Origin of the sequence: Actinoplanes sp. NPDC049118 (assembly GCF_040648555.1) — a bacterium.
GTDB lineage: Bacteria > Actinomycetota > Actinomycetes > Mycobacteriales > Micromonosporaceae > Actinoplanes.
Map to the genome: position 1 here is coordinate 81,788 of NZ_JBEZDY010000016.1, position 18,444 is coordinate 100,231.

Annotated in this window: 14 protein-coding genes; 9 read left to right on the plus strand and 5 right to left on the minus strand. The window is 68.5% G+C overall.

Going from position 1 to position 18,444, the window contains the following annotated elements; all coding sequences use genetic code 11:
- Positions 1–132 precede the first annotated feature (132 nt).
- Together AB0B58_RS25445 and AB0B58_RS25450 are read right to left on the minus strand one after the other, a co-directional pair.
- Positions 133–2,232, minus strand: a complete 2,100-nt coding sequence (locus AB0B58_RS25445) for an alpha-galactosidase (RefSeq protein ID WP_360228274.1) — start codon at positions 2,230–2,232, stop codon at positions 133–135.
- A gap of 23 nt (positions 2,233–2,255) precedes the next feature.
- Complete coding sequence (locus tag AB0B58_RS25450) at positions 2,256–3,278, minus strand: LacI family DNA-binding transcriptional regulator (RefSeq protein WP_360228277.1); 1,023 nt, start codon at positions 3,276–3,278, stop codon at positions 2,256–2,258.
- 140 nt (positions 3,279–3,418) lie between these two features.
- Here AB0B58_RS25450 and AB0B58_RS25455 point away from each other — a divergent pair, with 140 nt between their 5' ends.
- The 6 genes from AB0B58_RS25455 (at position 3,419) to galK (ending at position 11,222) form a co-directional block, all read left to right on the plus strand.
- The gene (locus tag AB0B58_RS25455; protein ID WP_360228280.1) at positions 3,419–5,440 is read left to right on the plus strand and encodes a beta-galactosidase; all 2,022 of its coding nucleotides are present in this window, start codon (positions 3,419–3,421) and stop codon (positions 5,438–5,440) included.
- Positions 5,437–6,327, plus strand: a complete 891-nt coding sequence (locus tag AB0B58_RS25460) for a sugar ABC transporter permease (RefSeq protein WP_360228283.1) — start codon at positions 5,437–5,439, stop codon at positions 6,325–6,327. The genes AB0B58_RS25455 and AB0B58_RS25460 overlap by 4 nt, the downstream gene beginning before the upstream one ends.
- Positions 6,328–6,437: 110 nt before the next feature.
- On the plus strand, positions 6,438–7,235 hold the full coding sequence (locus AB0B58_RS25465; protein WP_360228286.1) for a carbohydrate ABC transporter permease: 798 nt from the start codon (positions 6,438–6,440) through the stop codon (positions 7,233–7,235).
- Between the two features lie 68 nt (positions 7,236–7,303).
- Complete coding sequence (locus AB0B58_RS25470; RefSeq protein WP_360228289.1) at positions 7,304–8,599, plus strand: sugar ABC transporter substrate-binding protein; 1,296 nt, start codon at positions 7,304–7,306, stop codon at positions 8,597–8,599.
- 287 nt (positions 8,600–8,886) lie between these two features.
- The gene (locus tag AB0B58_RS25475) at positions 8,887–9,903 is read left to right on the plus strand and encodes a UDP-glucose--hexose-1-phosphate uridylyltransferase (RefSeq protein ID WP_360228292.1); all 1,017 of its coding nucleotides are present in this window, start codon (positions 8,887–8,889) and stop codon (positions 9,901–9,903) included.
- Positions 9,904–9,911: 8 nt separating this feature from the next.
- A complete protein-coding gene (galK, locus tag AB0B58_RS25480; RefSeq protein ID WP_360228572.1) occupies positions 9,912–11,222 on the plus strand; it encodes a galactokinase in 1,311 nt (436 codons plus the stop codon).
- A 143-nt stretch (positions 11,223–11,365) separates the two neighbouring features.
- Here the strand turns inward: galK and AB0B58_RS25485 are convergent, their stop codons facing one another.
- Positions 11,366–11,545, minus strand: coding sequence for a hypothetical protein (locus AB0B58_RS25485; RefSeq protein ID WP_360228295.1), 180 nt, complete (start codon positions 11,543–11,545; stop codon positions 11,366–11,368).
- Between the two features lie 419 nt (positions 11,546–11,964).
- On the opposite strand from AB0B58_RS25485, the gene AB0B58_RS25490 reads away from it, so the two are divergent.
- From AB0B58_RS25490 to AB0B58_RS25500, 3 genes are all read left to right on the plus strand, one after another.
- On the plus strand, positions 11,965–12,564 hold the full coding sequence (locus AB0B58_RS25490; RefSeq protein WP_360228298.1) for a hypothetical protein: 600 nt from the start codon (positions 11,965–11,967) through the stop codon (positions 12,562–12,564).
- A gap of 756 nt (positions 12,565–13,320) precedes the next feature.
- Positions 13,321–15,243 carry an EAL domain-containing protein gene (locus AB0B58_RS25495; protein WP_360228301.1) on the plus strand — a complete coding sequence of 641 codons (1,923 nt, stop codon included), beginning with the start codon at positions 13,321–13,323 and terminating at the stop codon, positions 15,241–15,243.
- A 246-nt stretch (positions 15,244–15,489) separates the two neighbouring features.
- On the plus strand, positions 15,490–16,926 hold the full coding sequence (locus AB0B58_RS25500) for a GGDEF domain-containing protein (protein WP_360228304.1): 1,437 nt from the start codon (positions 15,490–15,492) through the stop codon (positions 16,924–16,926).
- A gap of 170 nt (positions 16,927–17,096) precedes the next feature.
- Here the strand turns inward: AB0B58_RS25500 and AB0B58_RS25505 are convergent, their stop codons facing one another.
- Together AB0B58_RS25505 and AB0B58_RS25510 are read right to left on the minus strand one after the other, a co-directional pair.
- On the minus strand, positions 17,097–17,537 hold the full coding sequence (locus tag AB0B58_RS25505) for a hypothetical protein (RefSeq protein ID WP_360228307.1): 441 nt from the start codon (positions 17,535–17,537) through the stop codon (positions 17,097–17,099).
- 221 nt (positions 17,538–17,758) lie between these two features.
- Positions 17,759–18,406, minus strand: coding sequence for a maleylpyruvate isomerase family mycothiol-dependent enzyme (locus AB0B58_RS25510; RefSeq protein ID WP_360228310.1), 648 nt, complete (start codon positions 18,404–18,406; stop codon positions 17,759–17,761).
- Between the last annotated feature and the right edge of the window lie 38 nt (positions 18,407–18,444).

Here is an 18,444-nt window from a genome sequence, read left to right on the forward strand (position 1 = left end):
TGGCCGGCTGGGCGTGACGCGGCGCCCTTACTCTGGCGGCGGATCCGCGATCTCGGCCGTCGGGAGGTGGGCGATGCGCCCGCCGGTTGTGCCTCGTGCCGGCAGGGGGCGCCTCACACCGATGAAGGAGTATCAGCCGGCGCCGGCTGCGACGCGGGTCAGACGAGTCAGGGTGCTGGCGTACGCTCCGCCGGGCAGGGCGAGCGGCAGGCCGGGGCCCATCAGGACGGCAGCCGCGTACTGGTCGCCCGTGTCGTCGTCGCGGTACACCGCCCGCGGGTCGAGGCCTTGCAGGGGCAGCGTGTGCGTGTGGGGTGCGAAGTCGGCCCCGACCCGGAAGGCGAACACGACCGCGCGGTCACCGTGGACGTACTGCACTGCGCAGGTCGTGGCTCCTGGCGGACGGAGGCGGTAGAGGTCCCCGTGCTGCACCGTGAGGCGAATATCGGAGTAGAGGCGGACCAGTTGGCGTGCGGTGTCGCGCTCGCCGGGACTCCAACGGGTCAGGTCCCCGCCGATGCCGAGGACTCCGGTCATGGCTACGTGGAAGCGGAATCGCAGCGGAATGTCGCGTCCGGTCAGGGGGTTGGGGCTGTCGGTGACCCAGGCGACCATGGTGGCGGGCGTGTAGAGCTGGGTGTGTCCGTGCTGGATTGTCAGCCGGTCCACCGCGTCGGTGTTGTCGCTGGTCCAGGCTTGGTCGGTGCGGCGCAGAATGCCGAGGTCGATGCGGCCCCCGCCGCCTGCGCAGGATTCGATACGCAGGCCGGGATGGACGGCGCGCAGCCGGTCGATGACGGCGTGGACGCCGGCGGCGTGCCCGGTCCAGGCCTGGTCGGAGGCTTCGGTGATGGGCCGATTGAAGTCCCATTTGAGGAAGGCGGCGCCGGTGTCGCGGACCAGGCGGTCGAGCCACTGCCACGCCCAGTCCCGCACGTCGGGCCGGTTGAAGTCGAGGACGAGCTGGTTGCGTAGCTCGGTGCGCCGATGGCCGGGGGTGTGGTGGACCCAGTCGGGATGGCTGCGGTAGAGGTCGCTGTCCGGGTTGGTCATCTCGGGTTCGACCCAGAGCCCGAATTGCATGCCGAGGCGGCGGATCTTGTCGGCGAGGGGGCGCAGGCCGTTGGGGAAGCGGTGGGGGTTGGGGTGCCAGTCGCCGAGCCCGGCGCGGTCGCTGGTGCGGGCACCGAACCAGCCGTCGTCGACGACGAACAGTTCGACGCCGAGGTCCGCGGCAAGCTCGGCGAGCGCGAGCTGGCCCTGCTCGGTGACGTCGAAGATGGTGGCTTCCCATGAGTTGTAGAGGACCGGCCGCAGCTCCCCGGGGTGGGGGCTGATGTGGCGCCGCTGGTAGGCGTGCCAGCCCCGGCTCGCCGCGCCGAAGCCGTCAGCGGTGTAGAGCCCGGCGAAGATCGGGCTGGTCAGTGTTTCTCCCGGGCGTAGCCAGTGCCGGACCCCGTCGTGACCGGCACCGCCGGACACGGCGCAGCGGCCGGCGTGGCTCCGGGTCGCGGTGATACGCCAGGAGCCGCTGGTGGCCAGCGCCATCGACCAGACCTCGCCGTGTTCCTCCCCCGCCGTGCTGTCGTCGATCATGATCCAAGGGTTGGCGTGATGACTCGACACCCCACGCCGGCTGGTCAGCTGGGTCTGCGCGGTCGGCAGCGACGTCCGGTGCAGCATCCCCTCGGCCGACCAGGCCCCGGTCACGTGGCTCATCCGGTAGTCGTCACGCGGCGGCACACACCACGCGCCGACGTCCTGGCGGTGCAGCACGATGTCGCCATCGCTCGCGCCTCCGGTGTGTCGGACGACCGCCCACCGCTCGATGACATCGGTGCCGGGTGCCGGTCGGTAGTGCAGGTCGACGGCGAGGGGTTGGTGTCGGTCGGCGAGGGTGACGGTGAACGCGCCGGCGCGGACGCCGTGGGCGACGATGGCCAGTTCGAGTCCGGCGGTGCCGTCGGCGAACCAGGCGCCAAGGACCGGTGGGCCGAAGGTTCGGCCGCCTTCGGCCGGGTAGTCCTCGGCTGCCTCCCAGGGCGCTTCGAACGTGTCCTGGTGGGGTGAGGGCTGTGCCGGGAGCGAAGCGGCGGCACCGATGCTCAGGCGCGGGCCCCAGTGGACGGGATGAATGATGCCGGCGTCGACGTCGAGGCGGATGGCGTAGGTCACGGCGCCGGCGTGGATCGCCACTGTTGCGGTGTCGTCGCAGATATCGACAGTGTTCACGGGTGCTCCCAAACGGGGGTGGCTCAGGCGGACTCGCGCCAGACGATGGGGGTGGGCAGCAGGACACCGTTTCGGTCGACGTCGTCGCCACGCAACCGCCTCAGCACCAGGTCGGCGGCGCAGGCACCCACCTCGGTCGCCGGCTGGCGTACGGTGGACAGGTGGGGTTGGGTGCGCAGCGCCCAGGAGCTGTCGTCGAAGCCGACCACACCGACGTCTGCGGGTACCTGGCGACCGGCATCGCGTAGCGCTTCGAGCGCGCCGGCGGCGAGTGCGTCGGAGCCGGCGAAGACGCCGTCGATGTTCGGTTCGCGGTCCAGGAGCGTTCGCATGCCCTTGACTCCCCAGGAGTAGTCGTAGAGGGGGACCTCGACGACCAGTTCGGGGGCGAAGCGTGACCCGAGGGCCTGGCGGAACCCGATGACCCGGTCGGCCCCGGAGTCCCGATCGACGGCGGCGGCGATCATGCCGATGCGCCGGCGGCCAGTGGCCATGAGGCGTTGCGTGATGAGCTTGGCGGACCCGGTGTTGTCGATGCCCACAAAGGGGATGCCCGCAGGCAGGTCACGGGGGTGCCCGACGTAGGTGGTGGGAACAGCCAGCTGGGCGAGCACCCGGATGATCGGGTCGTGGGTCCGCGCGGACACGATGATCACGCCGTCGACGAACCCGCCACTGAGGTAACGGCTGACCCGTTGGGTGTCGCGTTCGGAGTCCACCACCAGGTTCACCATCTGGTAGTCCGCATCGGACAGCGTCGCGTTGGCGCCCAGCATGATCGCCCCGATGTTCGGATCCTCGAGGAACAGCGTGTGCGGTTCCAGGACGACGAACCCCACGGCCTGCGAACGCTGGGTGACGAGATTGCGGGCCGCGGTGTTCGGGGCGTAGCCGACCTGCGCGATGGCCGCCGCGATCGCGGCGCGCGCCTGCGGTGACACGTAGCCGCCGTTGAGGACCCGGCTCACGGTGCCACGGGAGATGCCGGCGGCCGCCGCGACGTCGTGGATCGTGGCGCGGCGCGATGGGGGGCGAGAGAGCGGCACGGAGCAGACTTTAGCGGCTGCTCTTGACCCGGACGAGCTGGTGAACCTAATGTGTGCACGTTCACACGCCCGCCGCCGGCAACGACGGTCGCGGCGATGTGTGCACGTGAACAGATCGCCCTCCCGGACGGACGACAACCATGCGCAAACCCGCTGTTCCACCTCGCGGCCCGCTGCCGCTGCCCGGCATCACGCTGGGCTGCGACTACAACCCCGAGCAGTGGCCCCGAGAGGTGTGGGACGCGGACGCGGTCTTGATGGCGGAGGCCGGGATCGATCTCGTGGCGATCAACATCTTCGGCTGGTCCGCCCTCGAGACCCGCGCCGGCGAATACACCTTCGACGACCTCGACGCCGTGATCGACCTGCTGCACGGCCACGGCATCAGGGTCAATCTGGGCACCGCGACCTCGTCGCCGCCGCCGTGGCTGACGACACGCCACCCGGAGATCCTGCCGGTGACCGCCGACGGAACCACCCGGTTCCCCGGCGGGCGGCAGGCATGGTGTCCCAGCTCCCCCGTCTTCCGCCGGCATGCTCTGGCCCTGGTCGAGCAGGTCGCCAAGCGCTACGGACAGCATCCCGGCGTGGCCCTGTGGCACGTCTCCAACGAGCTCGGCTGCCACAACGCGCTGTGCTACTGCGAGGTGAGCGCCGAGGCGTTCCGCGGTTGGCTCGCCGACCGTTACGGCAGCATCGAGGCGCTGAATGCGGCCTGGGGCACCTCGTTCTGGAGCCAGCGCTACGGCGACTTCGCCGAGATCCAGCCACCCCGGGCCGCGTTGTCGCACCGCAACCCGAGCCAGGTTCTGGACTTTCACCGCTTCAGCTCGGACGAACTGCTCGGCTACTACCGTGCCGAGGCTGAGGTGATCCGCCGGTATGCGACCGCCCCGGTGACGACCAACTTCATGGTCACCGCGCACATCCGCAACCTCGACTACTGGTCGTGGGCACCGCACGTCGACGTGATCGCCAACGACCATTACCTCGACCATCGCCTCGGCGATCCCACCGCCGAGTTGTCCTTCGCCGCCGATCTGACCCGCGGGCTGGCCGGCGGCGGCCCCTGGATGCTGATGGAACAGGCCGTGGGTGCCGTCAACTGGCAGCCGCACAATCTGGCGAAGTCACCGGCGCAGATGCTGCGCAACTCGCTGACCCACGTGGCCCGCGGGGCCGACTCGATCTGCTTCTTCCAGTGGCGGGCCTCGCCGCACGGCGCGGAGAAGTTCCACTCGGCGCTGATACCGCACGCCGGCACCGACACCGTCGCCTGGCGTTCGGTGCTCGACCTGTCGTCCGTGCTGAGGCGGCTCGCCGAGGTCGCGGGCTCTCGGGTGGTCGCCGACACCGCGCTGATCTTCAGCTGGCCGTCGTGGTGGGCGGCCGACGGCGATGGCCGCCCGTCCGAGGCGGTGCGCTACCTGGAACAGGTGCACGCCGTGTACAACGCCCTACGGGAGCTGGGCGTGACCGTCGACATCGTCGCGCCGGGTGCCGACCTGAGCAGCTACCGCCTGGTCGCCGCGCCCTGTCTCTACGCCATCTCCGACCCGGACGCCGCGGTCCTCACCGACTACGTCGCCGGCGGCGGTCACACCGTCGTCAGCTTCTTCAGCGGTATCGCCGACGAGACCGATCGCATCCGGCTCGGCGGCTACCCCGGCGCGTTCCGCGATCTGCTCGGCATCACGGTCGAGGAGTTCTGCCCGCTCACGCCTGGCACCGCAATCACCCTGACCAGCGGTGAGAAAGCCGGCCTCTGGAGCGAACGGCTGCGGCTCACCACGGCCGAGGCGCTGGCGTGCTACCGCGACGGTCCGCTGCCGGGTGTACCGGCCATCACCCGCAACACCTTCGGTGCCGGCACGAGCCGATACATCGCCACCGCCCTCGAAGCGGACGCCCTGCGCCACGTGCTGCGGGAGGCCGCCGACGACGCCGGAGTCACACCTACCGAGCCGTGCGACGACGGCTCGGTCGAGGTGGTACGCCGCGCCGACGGCGACCGCCGGTACGTCTTCGTCATCAACCACGGCACCGACGACATCGAGCTACCTGCGAACGGCCACGAACTCGTCGAGGACCGGCCCGTCGCCGGCATGCTTCGGGTCCCTGGCGGCCAGGTCCGCGTCGTCAGAGAGGTTGGCGCCCGATGAAATCTCCCGCCACCACCGCCAAGACGCTGCGCAACACCCGAGCCGTCCTGTTCTTCATCCTGCCGTTCGGGGTGCTCTTCGCGCTCTTCTACGTGATTCCCATCGGCTATGCGATCGTGCAGTCGCTCTTCGTCGTGGAACGCACCGGCACGTTCGGCCCGGCTCGGGAGGTCTTCGGCGGCCTCACCCAGTACCAGCGGGTGTTCTCCGATGGGCCGTTCTGGACGTCGGTGGCCAGGGTGTTGCTGTTCGGCGTCGTGCAGGTGCCGGTCATGCTCGGCCTCGCGCTGCTGTTCGCGCTGCTGCTGGACTCCGGACTGGTCAAGGGACGCCGGTTCTTCCGGCTCGCCTTCTTCCTCCCGTACGCGGTGCCTGGCGTCGTCGCCGCCATCATGTGGGGCTACCTGTACTCCCCCAGCCTGTCGCCGTTCACCGCCGTCACCGCCAACCTCGACCTGCTCTCCGCCGACCTCGTCCTCTGGTCGATGGCGAACGTCGTGACCTGGGTCTTCGTCGGCTACAACATGCTGATCATCTACTCAGCACTGCTCGCCATTCCACCGGAGATCTACGAGGCGGCCAAGCTCGACGGCGCCGGCCCGATCCGCACCGCCCTATCGATCAAGGTGCCGCTGATCCTACCGGCGATCGTGCTGACCACCGTGTTCTCCATCATCGGCACGCTGCAGCTGCTGGCCGAGCCCCAGGTGTTCCGCAGCTTCAGCTCCGCGGTCAACAGCACCTACACACCGAACCTGACCGTCTACTCCACCTCGTCCATTCCCAACTTCTCCCTCGCCGCGGCCTTCTCGGTGGTGTTGGCCCTGTCGATCTTCGTGCTGTCGTTCGCCTTCCTCAAGACCACCCAGCGCCGGGGGATCCGATGAGTGTCACCGTCACCAGACCGGCCCGTCGGGCTGCAGGCCCCCGCGTCGACGCCGGACGGCCGACTGCGGTCCGAGACAGCCTGCCGTCCCGCATCGCCGCCATGGCCGTCATGGCCGTCGCGACCGCATACGTCCTCATCCCGCTGTGGTGGTTGGTCGTCGGAGCCTCCAAGGACCAGAGTCAGCTGATCGACGGCAACCCGCTGTGGTTCACCGACTTCCAACTCTTCAGCAACATCAGCGACCTGCTCAACTACCGCGACGGCGTCTTCCTGCGCTGGCTGCTCAACAGCGTCGCCTACACCGGCGGCGCGGCGCTGCTCGGCACGTTGTTCGCCGGCATGTGCGGCTACGCACTCGCCGTCTACCGATTCCCGGGCCGCGAGGTGTTGTTCAACATCGTCCTCGGCGGTGTGTTGGTGCCCGCGACCGCCCTGGCGCTGCCGCTGTTCCTCATGTTCAGCCAGATCCACGCCGCGAACACCTTCTGGTCCGTCTTCCTCCCGAGCATCGTCAATCCGTTCGGTGTCTACCTCGCCCGGGTGTACGCCTCCGCCAGCGTGCCCGCCGACCTCCTCGAAGCGGCCCGGATCGACGGTGCCGGAGAGGTCCGCACGTTCTTCACAGTGTCCATACGGCTGATGACGCCGGCCCTGGTCACCATTTTCCTGTTCCATTTCGTCGCCATCTGGAACAACTTCCTCCTACCGCTGATCATGCTCGGCGACGAGAAGCTCTTTCCCGTGACTCTCGGTCTCTACACCTGGAACTCCCAGGTCGACCAGAATCCCGAGCTGCGCGGCCTGGTCCTCATCGGCGCGCTGATATCCATTCTGCCGATGATTCTCGTTTTCCTGTCCCTGCAACGTTTCTGGCGAGCCGGTCTCGGTACCGGTTCGCTCAAATGATCCACACCCTCGGTTACCGCAAAGGAAGTAGAACCATGCGTTCAAGGCTGCGTGCCACCAGCATCATCATGATATCCGCACTCGCCGCCGCCGCCTGTTCAGGCACTGACACGGAAACGACGTCCGGCCCCGGCAAGACGGCCTGCGCACCCACGCAGGGAAAGGTCGAACTGACATTCACCTCCTGGATTCCGGAAATCCAGTCGGTCGTCGACGCCTGGAATGCCAAGAACCCGAACATCCAGGTCAAGGTCCAGACCGGGCCGGCGGGCAACGCCGGCACCTACCAGAACTTCTCCAATCAGTTGAAGGCCGGTAACGCCCCTGACCTCGGCCAGGTCGAGTACGACACCCTGCCCAGCTTCCGGGTTCAGGACGGACTCACCGACCTCGGTGGCTGCGACATCGTCATGAAGGCAAAGGACCAGTTCGTCGACTGGACCTGGAACCAGGTCACCTTCGGCGAGCAGGGATCCGCCTTCGGCGTCCCCCAGGACTCGGGCCCGATGGCGATGTTCTACCGCAAGGACCTGTTCGAGAAGAACGGCATCAAGGTCCCCACCACCTGGCAGGAGTACGCCGACGCCGCGGCGAAGGTCAAGCAGGCCGGCGGCTACATCACCAACTTCTCGCAGGTCGACATCAACCAGTTCGCCGGCATGGCCTGGCAGGCCGGTGCGCACTGGTTCGCCAACGACGGCAACGCCTGGTCGGTGACGCTCACCGACCCCGCCACCACCAAGGTCGCCGACTACTGGCAGGACCTCATCAACCGCAAGCTCGTCTCCGCGGTGCCGCCGTGGACCCCCGAGTGGAACAACGCCTACAACTCCGACAAGGCATGGACGTGGGTGTCCGCCGTCTGGGGCGCCAACACCATCGCCACCGGCGCGCCGAAGACCGCCGGCAAGTGGGCGGTCGCACCGATGCCGCAGTGGAACGCCGGCGAGACCACCGCCGGAAACTGGGGCGGCTCCAGCACCGTGGTCTTCAAGGGATCCAAGCACCCGTACGAGGCCGCGCAGTTCGCGCTGTGGCTCAACACCTCCGACGAGGCGCTCACCCTGCTGAACCAGAAGGCCAACCTGTACCCCGCCACCAAGGCCGGAGCCCAGCTGCCGGCGCTCAAGAAGGGCGTCGCGTTCTACGGCGACCAGCCGATCTATGACGTCTTCGCCAAGGCGTCGGAGCAGGTGAAGCCCGACTTCGTCTGGGGACCCACCATGACCAAGACCTACACGGACGCCTCCGACGGATTCAAGGCCGCCGTGTCCGGCAAGGGCACGCTGGGTGAGGCGCTGCAGTCCGCTCAGCAGTCGACGATCGCCACCCTCAAGTCCCAGTCCATTCCAGTAAAGGAATAACCCCACGTGCGTCGCCGGTCGCCCGACTCTTCGGGTGGCCGGCGCGGACGACCAGTGCAGGGTGGTCCCCCGCCTCGCCTGCGCGGGATAGGTCCGGAGCCGGGCAGACCGCCCCGGCACACCAGCGCCAGACGCGCATGCCCGGCTCCGGATCGCCCGGCCCTCTGCCCGGCGATCCCGACGGTGTCGCCGATGCGGGCGCAACGCCGAATTCGGATGGCGTGCCGACCGCAGGGCCCCCGAGGCCCTACCGCACTCGCCACACCAGCACCTGATCGGACGTAGACATGTTCACCAGTCCTCACCGCAGACTCAACCGCCTCACCGGCGAATGGCTGCTCGTCTCCCCGCACCGCACCGAGCGTCCCTGGCAGGGGCAGGTGGAGGACGTGGCGATCGAGCAACGCCCGCCCTACGACCCCGACTGCTACCTCTGCCCTGGCAACGAACGGGCTCGCGGCGCCCACACCCCGTCCTATGCTGCGGCGTACGTGTTCGACAACGACTTCGGCGCGCTGCTGCCCGACTCACCTACCGAGCGCCTCGACCACAAGGGCCTGCTCGTCGCCGAGGGCGAACGCGGGATCTGCCGGGTGGTCTGCTACTCCCCCCACCACGACCTGACGTTGGGGCAGATGCCACCCGCCGCCATCCGCCACGTCGTCGACACCTGGAGCGAGCAGTACACCGACCTCGCCACCATCGACTGGGTTCGCAACGTCCTCATCTTCGAGAACCGTGGCGCCATGATGGGCGCCAGCAACCCCCACCCGCACGGCCAGATCTGGGCCAACGAACTGATACCCAACGAGGTCGTCAAGGAACTGGACCAGCAACGCAGCTACACCGCACACGGCGGTTGTCTGCTGTGTGACTACCTCGAGGCGGAGATCCAGGACGGCCGGCGCGTGGTCATCGAGAATGATCATTTCGTGGTGCTGGTCCCGTTCTGGGCGGTCTGGCCGTTCGAGACGCTCGTGCTGCCGCGCGCCCACCACGGCGCCCTGCCGACGCTCGACTCGGCGCAGCGCGACAGCCTGGCCGATATCCTGTGTCGGCTGGCCCGCCGTTACGACAACTTGTTCGGGGTCAGTTTTCCGTACTCGATGGGCCTGCACCAGCAGCCCACCGACGGCGTGGCCTATCCCGAATGGCACCTGCACGCACACTTCTACCCACCGCTGCTGCGTTCGGCCACCGTCCGAAAGTTCATGGTCGGATACGAACTCCTGGGCCAACCACAACGCGACATCACCCCAGAGAGTGCCGCCCAGCGGCTCCGCGACGTATCGGAGCGGTCGTGACACTCCGCGTGCCGCCGTGGTGCACGCCGGCGGCCGCAGAGGACCGGGAACAGCGACACCACGCAGGCCCCCGCGACTTGACCGACGAGGGCCGTCTCCCCGCCCTCGCCGAGTCCACACAGGAGCTGTTCAGGAGATCGAGTCGGAAGGACCACGCCGGGACCGGCGACCTCCAGCGCCGATTCGAGCAGGCGTTCGGCGCCCCAGCCGATCAGATCGTGCGCTCACCCGGACGGGTCAACATGATCGGCGAGCACACCGATTACAACGACGGCTGGGCACTCCCCGCCGCACTCGACATCGGCACCGACATCGCCGTGCGCCGCCGGACACACGGTCTCCTCCGCGTTCGCGCCCTACGGCTCGATACCAACGACGAACGACCGCTCACCGACCTTCGCCCCGGCGACGGACCGGAATGGACCAGATACGTCCGCGGCTGCGCGGCACTGCTGCGCGACACTGGCCACCACCTCGACGGCGCCGATCTGATGATCGACAGCGACCTTCCCCTCGGCGCCGGCCTGTCCTCCTCAGCATCGCTCGAACTCGGCATCCTCGTCGCCCTCCTGGCCACGACCGGCAGCGACGTCAAACCCACCGAGTTGGCCCGCCTCGGTCAGCGCGTCGAGAACGAAATCGTCGGCGTGGACAGCGGCATCATGGATCAGCTCGCCGTCGCCTCCGGGGTGGCCGGGCACCTCTTGCTCATCGACTGCCGCACGCTGGCCGTCGACCCCGTTCCACTGCCGGCCGACGTGCGCATCCTCATCCTCGACAGCGCCGTCCCACGTTCCCTTGCCGGTTCCGCCTACAACCGACGCCGCGCCGAATGCGAGTCCGCGCTGCGCGTCATCCAGACGGCCGAGCCGACCGTCCACGCGCTGCGGGACGTGACGGAGAATCTCCTCGCCCTCCATCAGAGCCGCCTAACTGCGGTGGAGTTCAGGCGTGCCCGGCACGTCATCGTCGAGAACCGGCGCGTCCTCGACGGCGTCGTTGCCCTGCGACGTGGGGCCGTTGACGAGTTCGGACGTCTGATGAACCTGTCCCACATCAGCCTTCGCGACGACTACCAGGTCAGCGGACCCGAGCTCGACCTCCTCGTCGGGATCGCCACCCGAGCACCCGGCGTCCTGGGGGCCCGACTGACCGGGGCCGGCTTCGGCGGCTGCGCCGTCGCCCTGGTCACCGCCGACCATGCCGACGACGCCGCCATGGCGATCACCGCACAGTATCGACGAGCGACCGGCCGGCCCGGGAGCGCTTCGATCTGCGTCCCCAGCAACGGGGCCCACGTCCGGAGCACGGTTCTCTAATCGACCGCCGGCAGCGAACAACGGCAACGAGACGGTCCGGGGACCCTGTTCGCCAGGGGCCTGGCGAACAGGATCAAGGTGACGGTGAGCTGGGCGGCGCACGTGCGCCGAATGCCCAGTGGGTCTGTCCGCTTACGTCTTGGTCATCGCGGGATCCAGAACCAGTACGACCTGGGCTCGCCGCCGCAGAACCCGGTGCCCTCGCTGAGCGCAGTGACCGTGCACCGGTCTCCGCGCACCACGGTGTCGGGACCTGCGCGCAGCGCGACGGCCGGGTTGGACCTTCTCGACACGTAGGGGCTGCCGGCGGTCCCTGCGATCACCAATTGTCGTCGTCACCCCTCGTCCGGTCGCCTACCGTTCTGGACCCGCACATGTCGCCGCCAAGGGCACCGCGCTTCCCCAATCCGTGAGGGCTAACCGTCACCCAGGGAGTCTTGGGCTTTCCGGAGCGTCAACCATCCGCCGCAGCCGTGAACATCAGGGGCCGTGCTCTTGACCTGTACACGCAAACGAATCTAGTGTGCACGATCACACACCTTCCGCCGACCGTCACGGCCGGGCAGGTGTGTGCACGAGAACACATCGGTTTAACCCAGCCTCGGCGAGCCGCAATCTACGCCCGACATCGCCGTCTCCGGGTCGACTCCGACAAGCCACAACGCCAATGCCTGCAAACGATCGAGTCACCAACACGGAAAGAAACGAAAGCCAGCAGTCCTCATCCTGAAAAGGAGACATCATGCCGAAAGCCTCCGTGGCCCGCTATCGCCGTTTGGTACCCCTGGCCCTAATCCTGTCCGTCGCGTTTCTCGTGGCCTCCGTCGGGCCGCTGGCGAAACTGGCGAGCGCGGCGACCCTTCAGTGCGGTACCGCCAATGGCGCCTACGTGTTCGTCCGGCCGGCCGGTGCGAACGGCCTCGGCCACGTCGGCTGGGGATACCGCGCCACTTGCACCGGCACGTACTCCTTCGGTTCCGTGGAGAATCCGACCGGCAAGGCACACATCGACCGCGGCGCCGACAATGGTTTCTGGCGACAGGGCGGCACCGAGTCGCAGATGCGCTCCGCGATGAAGTCCCGCGGCTACCAGTCCTACAAGAAGGTCACGTGGTCACGTGCTGGGTTCGACCCCGTCCCGGCGAACACGGTGGCGGCCGCCTCGTACGGCCGGGGCTACGACGTCATCGGCAACAACTGCGCCGACAACGTGTGGGATGTGCTGCACGCATATGGCGTCCCGGACCTGCCCTACCTTCAACTGCACCCGGCACCCAACAACTGGTACGGCAGCCTGGGCAACACCGCGAACGTCACCTGGTCGGCATCGACGGCGCTGTAGGCGCGTGCTCTCGGCGGCGCCGGCCGAGACGGTGGGCCCACCAACGCCAAGCGAACGCCGGTCCGGACGTGACCGCGCCGACACGGCGGGCTCATCAAGCGAACGTCGGTGACAGCATCGCCGAGACGGAGCCGTATGAGCGAGAGTGACCTTCAGGTATCGAGGCGGCGCTACCGGCCGCGGACACGCAACGGACCCAGGTCACATTTCGCATTCCAATGGCCAGTGCCACATTGATCAGCCGCGGACAACTCATCCGGCCCGGCTTCCGGCGGTCGACGAATTTGGCGGCGTCGGCTCCGCCTCACCCGAGGCGGAGCCGACGTCTGGACAATCCCGCCACCGCCAGGGCGTCGGCATGCACCCACGCAGCAGTGGCGGAAGACCAACCTCGCGGGACCGCTATTGCGACGAGGCAGGACCCGGGCGGGCGACACTTCCGGACCGGGAATGGGGCGTCGACATCGCGAAGGATTCGCTCGGCCAACGCGACCCCGTCGTCGACGGCGACGCCGGGCGCACTCAGCTCGTCGCGGTCGGGATGTAGGACCGCGGCGGTGAGGAGAGCGTTGACGAACAGTGCCAGCGCGCCATCCAGGTCGTCCCATTCGAAGCCGGCCACGCAAGCAGCCGGTGGTAACCAAGGTCGGTGAACAGGCCCGACCGGTCCCGGCACCGGGGACGGCGGATCTCTCAACCGGCTTGTCCCGTGGCCGATGAACCGGCGATGAGGCGTACGGCAAGAGGGAGATTGGCATGAGCCGGCTGGTGCGGATGGGGCTGCGGCGCGACCGGCTGGCGTTCGCCGGCATGGCCACCATCCTGCTGCTGCTCACGCTGTTCGCCGTCAGCACGGCGTGGCGGACCAGCAGCAACGCCGCAAGCGCGGCGAGGGCCGGCGAGATCGAGGGGAAATACTGCGATGCGGGGGACGCCCTCGCCGTCGAGCAGATCCGGCTGAGGGAGTACCGCATCTCCCCAGGAACGGTGAACCTTCGCATCTATGCCGGCGCCACCGCCAGGTTCGAGGCGGCGCTGGACGACATCGCGTCAGCGGCCGAGCCACGGGACCGCGCTATCGTCGCCGCCGTTCGCGAGCAGCACGATGCCTATCTGCGGTCCGCCGCCGAGGTTGTCGCGGCCGCGCAGGGCCAGCCCAGTACATCAGCGTCGGAGGGCCTCGACCTGGCGCTCCAGGACATGTCAGAGAGCCTCGGCGACGCTGAGGACGACTGGTCCGACGTTTCCGCTGAGCACGTGGACGACCTGCGGGCCAGCGAGGACTTCCTGTTGTGGGGTACCCCGGTCGTCTTCGGCGTGGGCCTGTTCCTGCTGGCGCTGCTCGTTCGCCTGTTGCGCGGCTACCAGCGCGCCCTGCAGCACCAGGCCGGGCATGACCGGCTCACCGGGCTGCCGAACCGGGCCGAGTTCGGGCGGCGGATGAGCGCTGCCCTGGACCGGGCCGCCGCCAGCGGTGAGCAGGTCGCCGTTCTGCTTCTCGATCTTGACCGCTTCAAGGAGATCAACGACACCCTGGGTTACCAGATCGGCGACCAGCTTCTGGTCAGCGTCGCCACCCGGCTGCGCGCTGCGATCCGCGACAGTGACACGTTCGCCCGGCTCGGCGGCGACGAATTCGCGGTGCTGATCACCCAGGCGGGGGAAGAGAACCCCGAGGCGGTCGCCCAGCAGATCATGGATTCGCTGCGCGAACCGGTGGTGGTCGACGGCATGACGCTGGTCGCCGAGGCGACGATCGGCATCGCCCAATACCCCCGCGACGGCGTCAACACCGCCGGTGAGCTGCTCCAGCGCGCCGACCTCGCCATGCACTCGGCGAAGGGAGCGGGCACCGGAATCGCGAGCTACCTGCCATCGATGGACAAGACCGACACGCGCAAGCTGTCCCGGCTGCCGGAGCTGCGCCGGGCCCTGGACGAGAACGAGCTGGTCATGCACTACCAGCCACTCGTCGATGTCGGCGACGGCCGGCTCCACGGCGCGGAAGCATTGGTGCGGTGGCAGCATCCGAGCGAAGGGCTGCTCGGGCCCGGCGAGTTCGTGCCGCTGGCCGAGAGCACCGGGCTGATCCATGACATGACCCGCCACGTGCTGCGGCTCGCGGTCGACCAGGCGGGCCAGTGGCATCGGGCGGGCGAGGCGGTGCCGATCTCCGTCAACATCTCGACGCGCTGCCTGCTGGATGTCGCGCTGCCCGAAACCGTGGAGGAGGTCCTGGCATCGGCCGGGCTCCCCGCGTCCCTGCTGACGCTGGAGATCACCGAAAGCGCGATCATGGCCGACCCGCAGCGCTCCCGGGAGGTACTGTCGCGGCTGGAGGCGCTCGGCACCCGGATCGCGATCGACGACTTCGGCACCGGCTACACCTCGTTGGCATACCTGCGGGACCTGCCGATCCACGAACTGAAGATCGACCGTACGTTCGTGTCCCGGATGGTCAGCGAGTCGAAGGACGCGATCATCGTCCACACCGCGATCGACCTGGCACACCGCCTGGGCCTGACCACGGTCGCCGAGGGAGTCGAGGACCAGCACACGATGACCGCGCTGGCCGAGCTCGACTGCGACCTCGTACAGGGCTACCTCATCAGCCGGCCGATGGCCGCCGCGCAGTTCCAGGACTGGCTCGACGCGAGGCACAACGCCCTCGCCGTCTGAGCCGCACCGCCCCGGTGAGATATACCGCAGCACAGGCTGCGGAATAGCTTCAGTCACGCACTCAGGGAGCTGATCGAGACGGCGACTGGTTCAGGGGCGGAAGGTGAGCGGCAGCATCATGAGCGCCGAGGAACTGTCGAATGCCCTCCTGGAGATCGAAGATCAGGTCGTGACCGACGTCGAGGCGCGGGCGCGGATCGCGCTCGTACCCTCAGTTCACCGGCCGCCCGGCCGATTAGGCTGGGCATGCGGAGCGTCGGAAAGTCCGCCCCCTGGGCCTGGCTCGCCGGCATGGGCCTGCTCGCGATAGTCGGGTTCCTGCTCATTCCCGACGGCACGGTCTCGGCCGTCTGCTACGACATCATCGAGTTCGCGCTCATCGCCGCCATGGTGGTGGCGGTACGCCACCACCGGCCGGCGGCGATCGTCGGCTGGGCGCTGCTGATCCTCGGTGAATCCGTCAGCGCCATCGCGGACGTGGGCTATCTGCTCAGCTACGTCTTCATGACGTCCGGGCTATGCGTACTGCTGCACCGGCGCAGCCGCGGACGAAACTATGCGGGGCTCGTCGACTCCATCATCATCGGGGTGGCGTGCGCGTTGCTGAGCTGGGTCTTCCTCATTCGCCACATCGCCTCGGGCGAGGCGATGGGGGTACTGGAACACGCGATCACGCTGGCGTACCCGACCCTCGATCTGGTTCTGCTCGCCCTGGTGGCCTGGTTGTTGACCAGCGAAGGCTCGCGCCAGCCGGCGTTCCTGTTGCTGGTGTCCGGTTTGGCGATGCTGCTGGTGTCGGACTACCTGTGGGCGTTCGTCGACATGAGTTCATACGACCCTGCGGCCTCGGTGGGCCGGTTCATCACCGCCGGCTGCCTGGTGTCGTACCTGTTGCTGGCGGTGGCGATGGCGCATCCCAGCATGGTGGAGGTGGGCCGACCCCAGCCCGACCTGGCGGCCCGCCCGATGAGCGGGTTCCGGCTGGTCTTTCAGGCCTGCGCGGTCCTCATCGCCCCGGCGCTGCTGGCGTGGCAGGCCCGAGGCGGCGGGAAGCCGGACGCCCTGCCGATCGCGGTGGCCAGCGCCGCGATGTTCCTTCTCGTGCTGACCCGGATGACGGTGCTGGTGCGTCAGGTGCACCGGCAGGCACGGGTGGTCGCGCAGCAGGCCGAGCGGTTGCGGGAGCTGGCCGAGCGGGATGCGCTCACCGGACTGCCGAACCGGCGGATCTGGGACGTGATGCTCCCGGCCGCGCTGGCCCGGGCGGCGCGCGACGGCGTGCCGGTCAGCGTGGCGATCCTCGACCTCGACCGTTTCAAGGTGTTCAACGATGCGCATGGCCACCAGCGGGGCGACCGCCTGCTCAAGGAGGCCGCTGCCGCGTGGTCGGAAGGTCTGCGCGGCGGCGACCTGCTGGCCCGCTACGGCGGCGAGGAGTTCGTCGTACTGCTGCCCGGCACCGGCAGCGGCGAGGCCGCGGGCCTGCTCGACCGGATGCGCGGCCTTACGCCGATGGGATGCACGTTCTCGGCAGGGCTCGCCACGTGGGACGGCACGGAGCACGGTGAGGCGTTGCTGTACCGCGCGGACCGGGCACTGTACCGCGCGAAGGCGGCGGGACGCGATCGCGTCGAATGTGCCCAGCCGGTGGGGCGGCACCGTGCCGAAGCCACCACCTCGTGACCACTCACTCGAGGCGCTCATTTCCTCGACCGAGCCGTCCCCGTCCCCGTCCGCCTCACGCAGTGGCCTCGATGTCACACGTATCCTTCTTGATCGTCCCAGCCGAGGCTACTACCCGGAAGCGATCGCACCTCCGCCGTGAGGCCGTCGCGTGGGCGTGCCCGTTCCGTTCAGGTGTCCTGGGTCTGGGCATATCGGTCCAGCGCGGCGGCCCACATCCGCGCGATCATCCGGTCCGGGACGAGGTGCATCAGAAGGAGCATGAGCTTCTGCCGTCGGGGCTCGGTGTTGACCCATTCGGCATGTAGCCGGCTGCCTCCGCCGTCTCGCGGGACGATCCGGACGAAGCCCTGGCCACCTCCCCCGTAACTGCTCTCGACCACGGTCCAGAGAACCACGGAAGGGTCGGACCAGTCGTAACGGGCGACAACCCAGAACGGCGATCGGGGGGTGCTTTCCCGCGCTACGGCCCAGTCGGGCCCGTGCTCACGTAACTCGTACGTCTTCGGGTCGAGGGTACGGTTCCAGATGTGCAGCCGCTTTTGGGTGAAGTCCGTCAGCGCTCGGTGCACCTGCTCGGGTGAGGCCTGCGTCTCGATGTCGAAGCGCATGATCCTCACGCCCTGAGCCGTGTCAGGCCGAGGCCGCTCCCGACGCCGACGATGTGGTTCTGGTGAACCACCTCGGTGGGGGCACCGGGCCGGGACGGCTGTCTGTCGAAGGCGTGGGCCACGCGAACTGTGTGCATGTCGGCCGCTCTCCTTCTGGAGGGTGGTGGGTCGTTCAGTGGGTGTCGGCGCTCTGCCGCGAATGCCCTGCGACTGGCACGGGATCAGGTGGCGACGGCCCGACGTAGGTCGTCTGCCCCGGGGCCATCCAGGTGCCCGATCCGCACGGCGCGTCCGGTGAGCAGCAGGAACAGGTCGGTCATGGTGCCGGTCACCTGCGCGCCTTCTCCGGTGGACCAGGCGTGGTCGGTCGCGGTGAGCCGGAACGTCGCCAGCGGCATCGAGCGGAAGACCTTCGCGTTCCCGCGGCCGCGGTAGGAGACCACCCGGTCGGCCGCTTCGGCCACCTCGGCGGCGGGAACGCGGACCTCGCGGCCCAATGGGAGGGCCATGTCGAAGGTGTGGCCGACGGTGTCGATGAGCGCCTCGCGGCAGGTCAGGCCCGGGAACGTGCGGTGCCATCCCACCAGCAGGTCAAGCCTGTGTAGGAGTTGCCCAGGGTCGTGGCGTCGGGCAATGTCGATCGAGCCTTCCCGGATGAAGTGATTGGTCCGGCCCGGATGCCGGAGGGCGAGCAGCGTCAACTGCCGCACGGTCAGCAGCGGCATCGTCAGGTGAGCTGCGACGTCCCTGACCGTCCACCTCTCGCACAGCGAGGGGGTGTTCCACTCGCCCGGGGCCAGGCCGGTCAAGAGGTCCACGATGGCGCGGCGTCGCCGGTCGACGGCCGGCCAGACCTCGGAGTCGTCCATGGAGTCCGATCCCTTCACCCGACGGAATCTAGTACGAT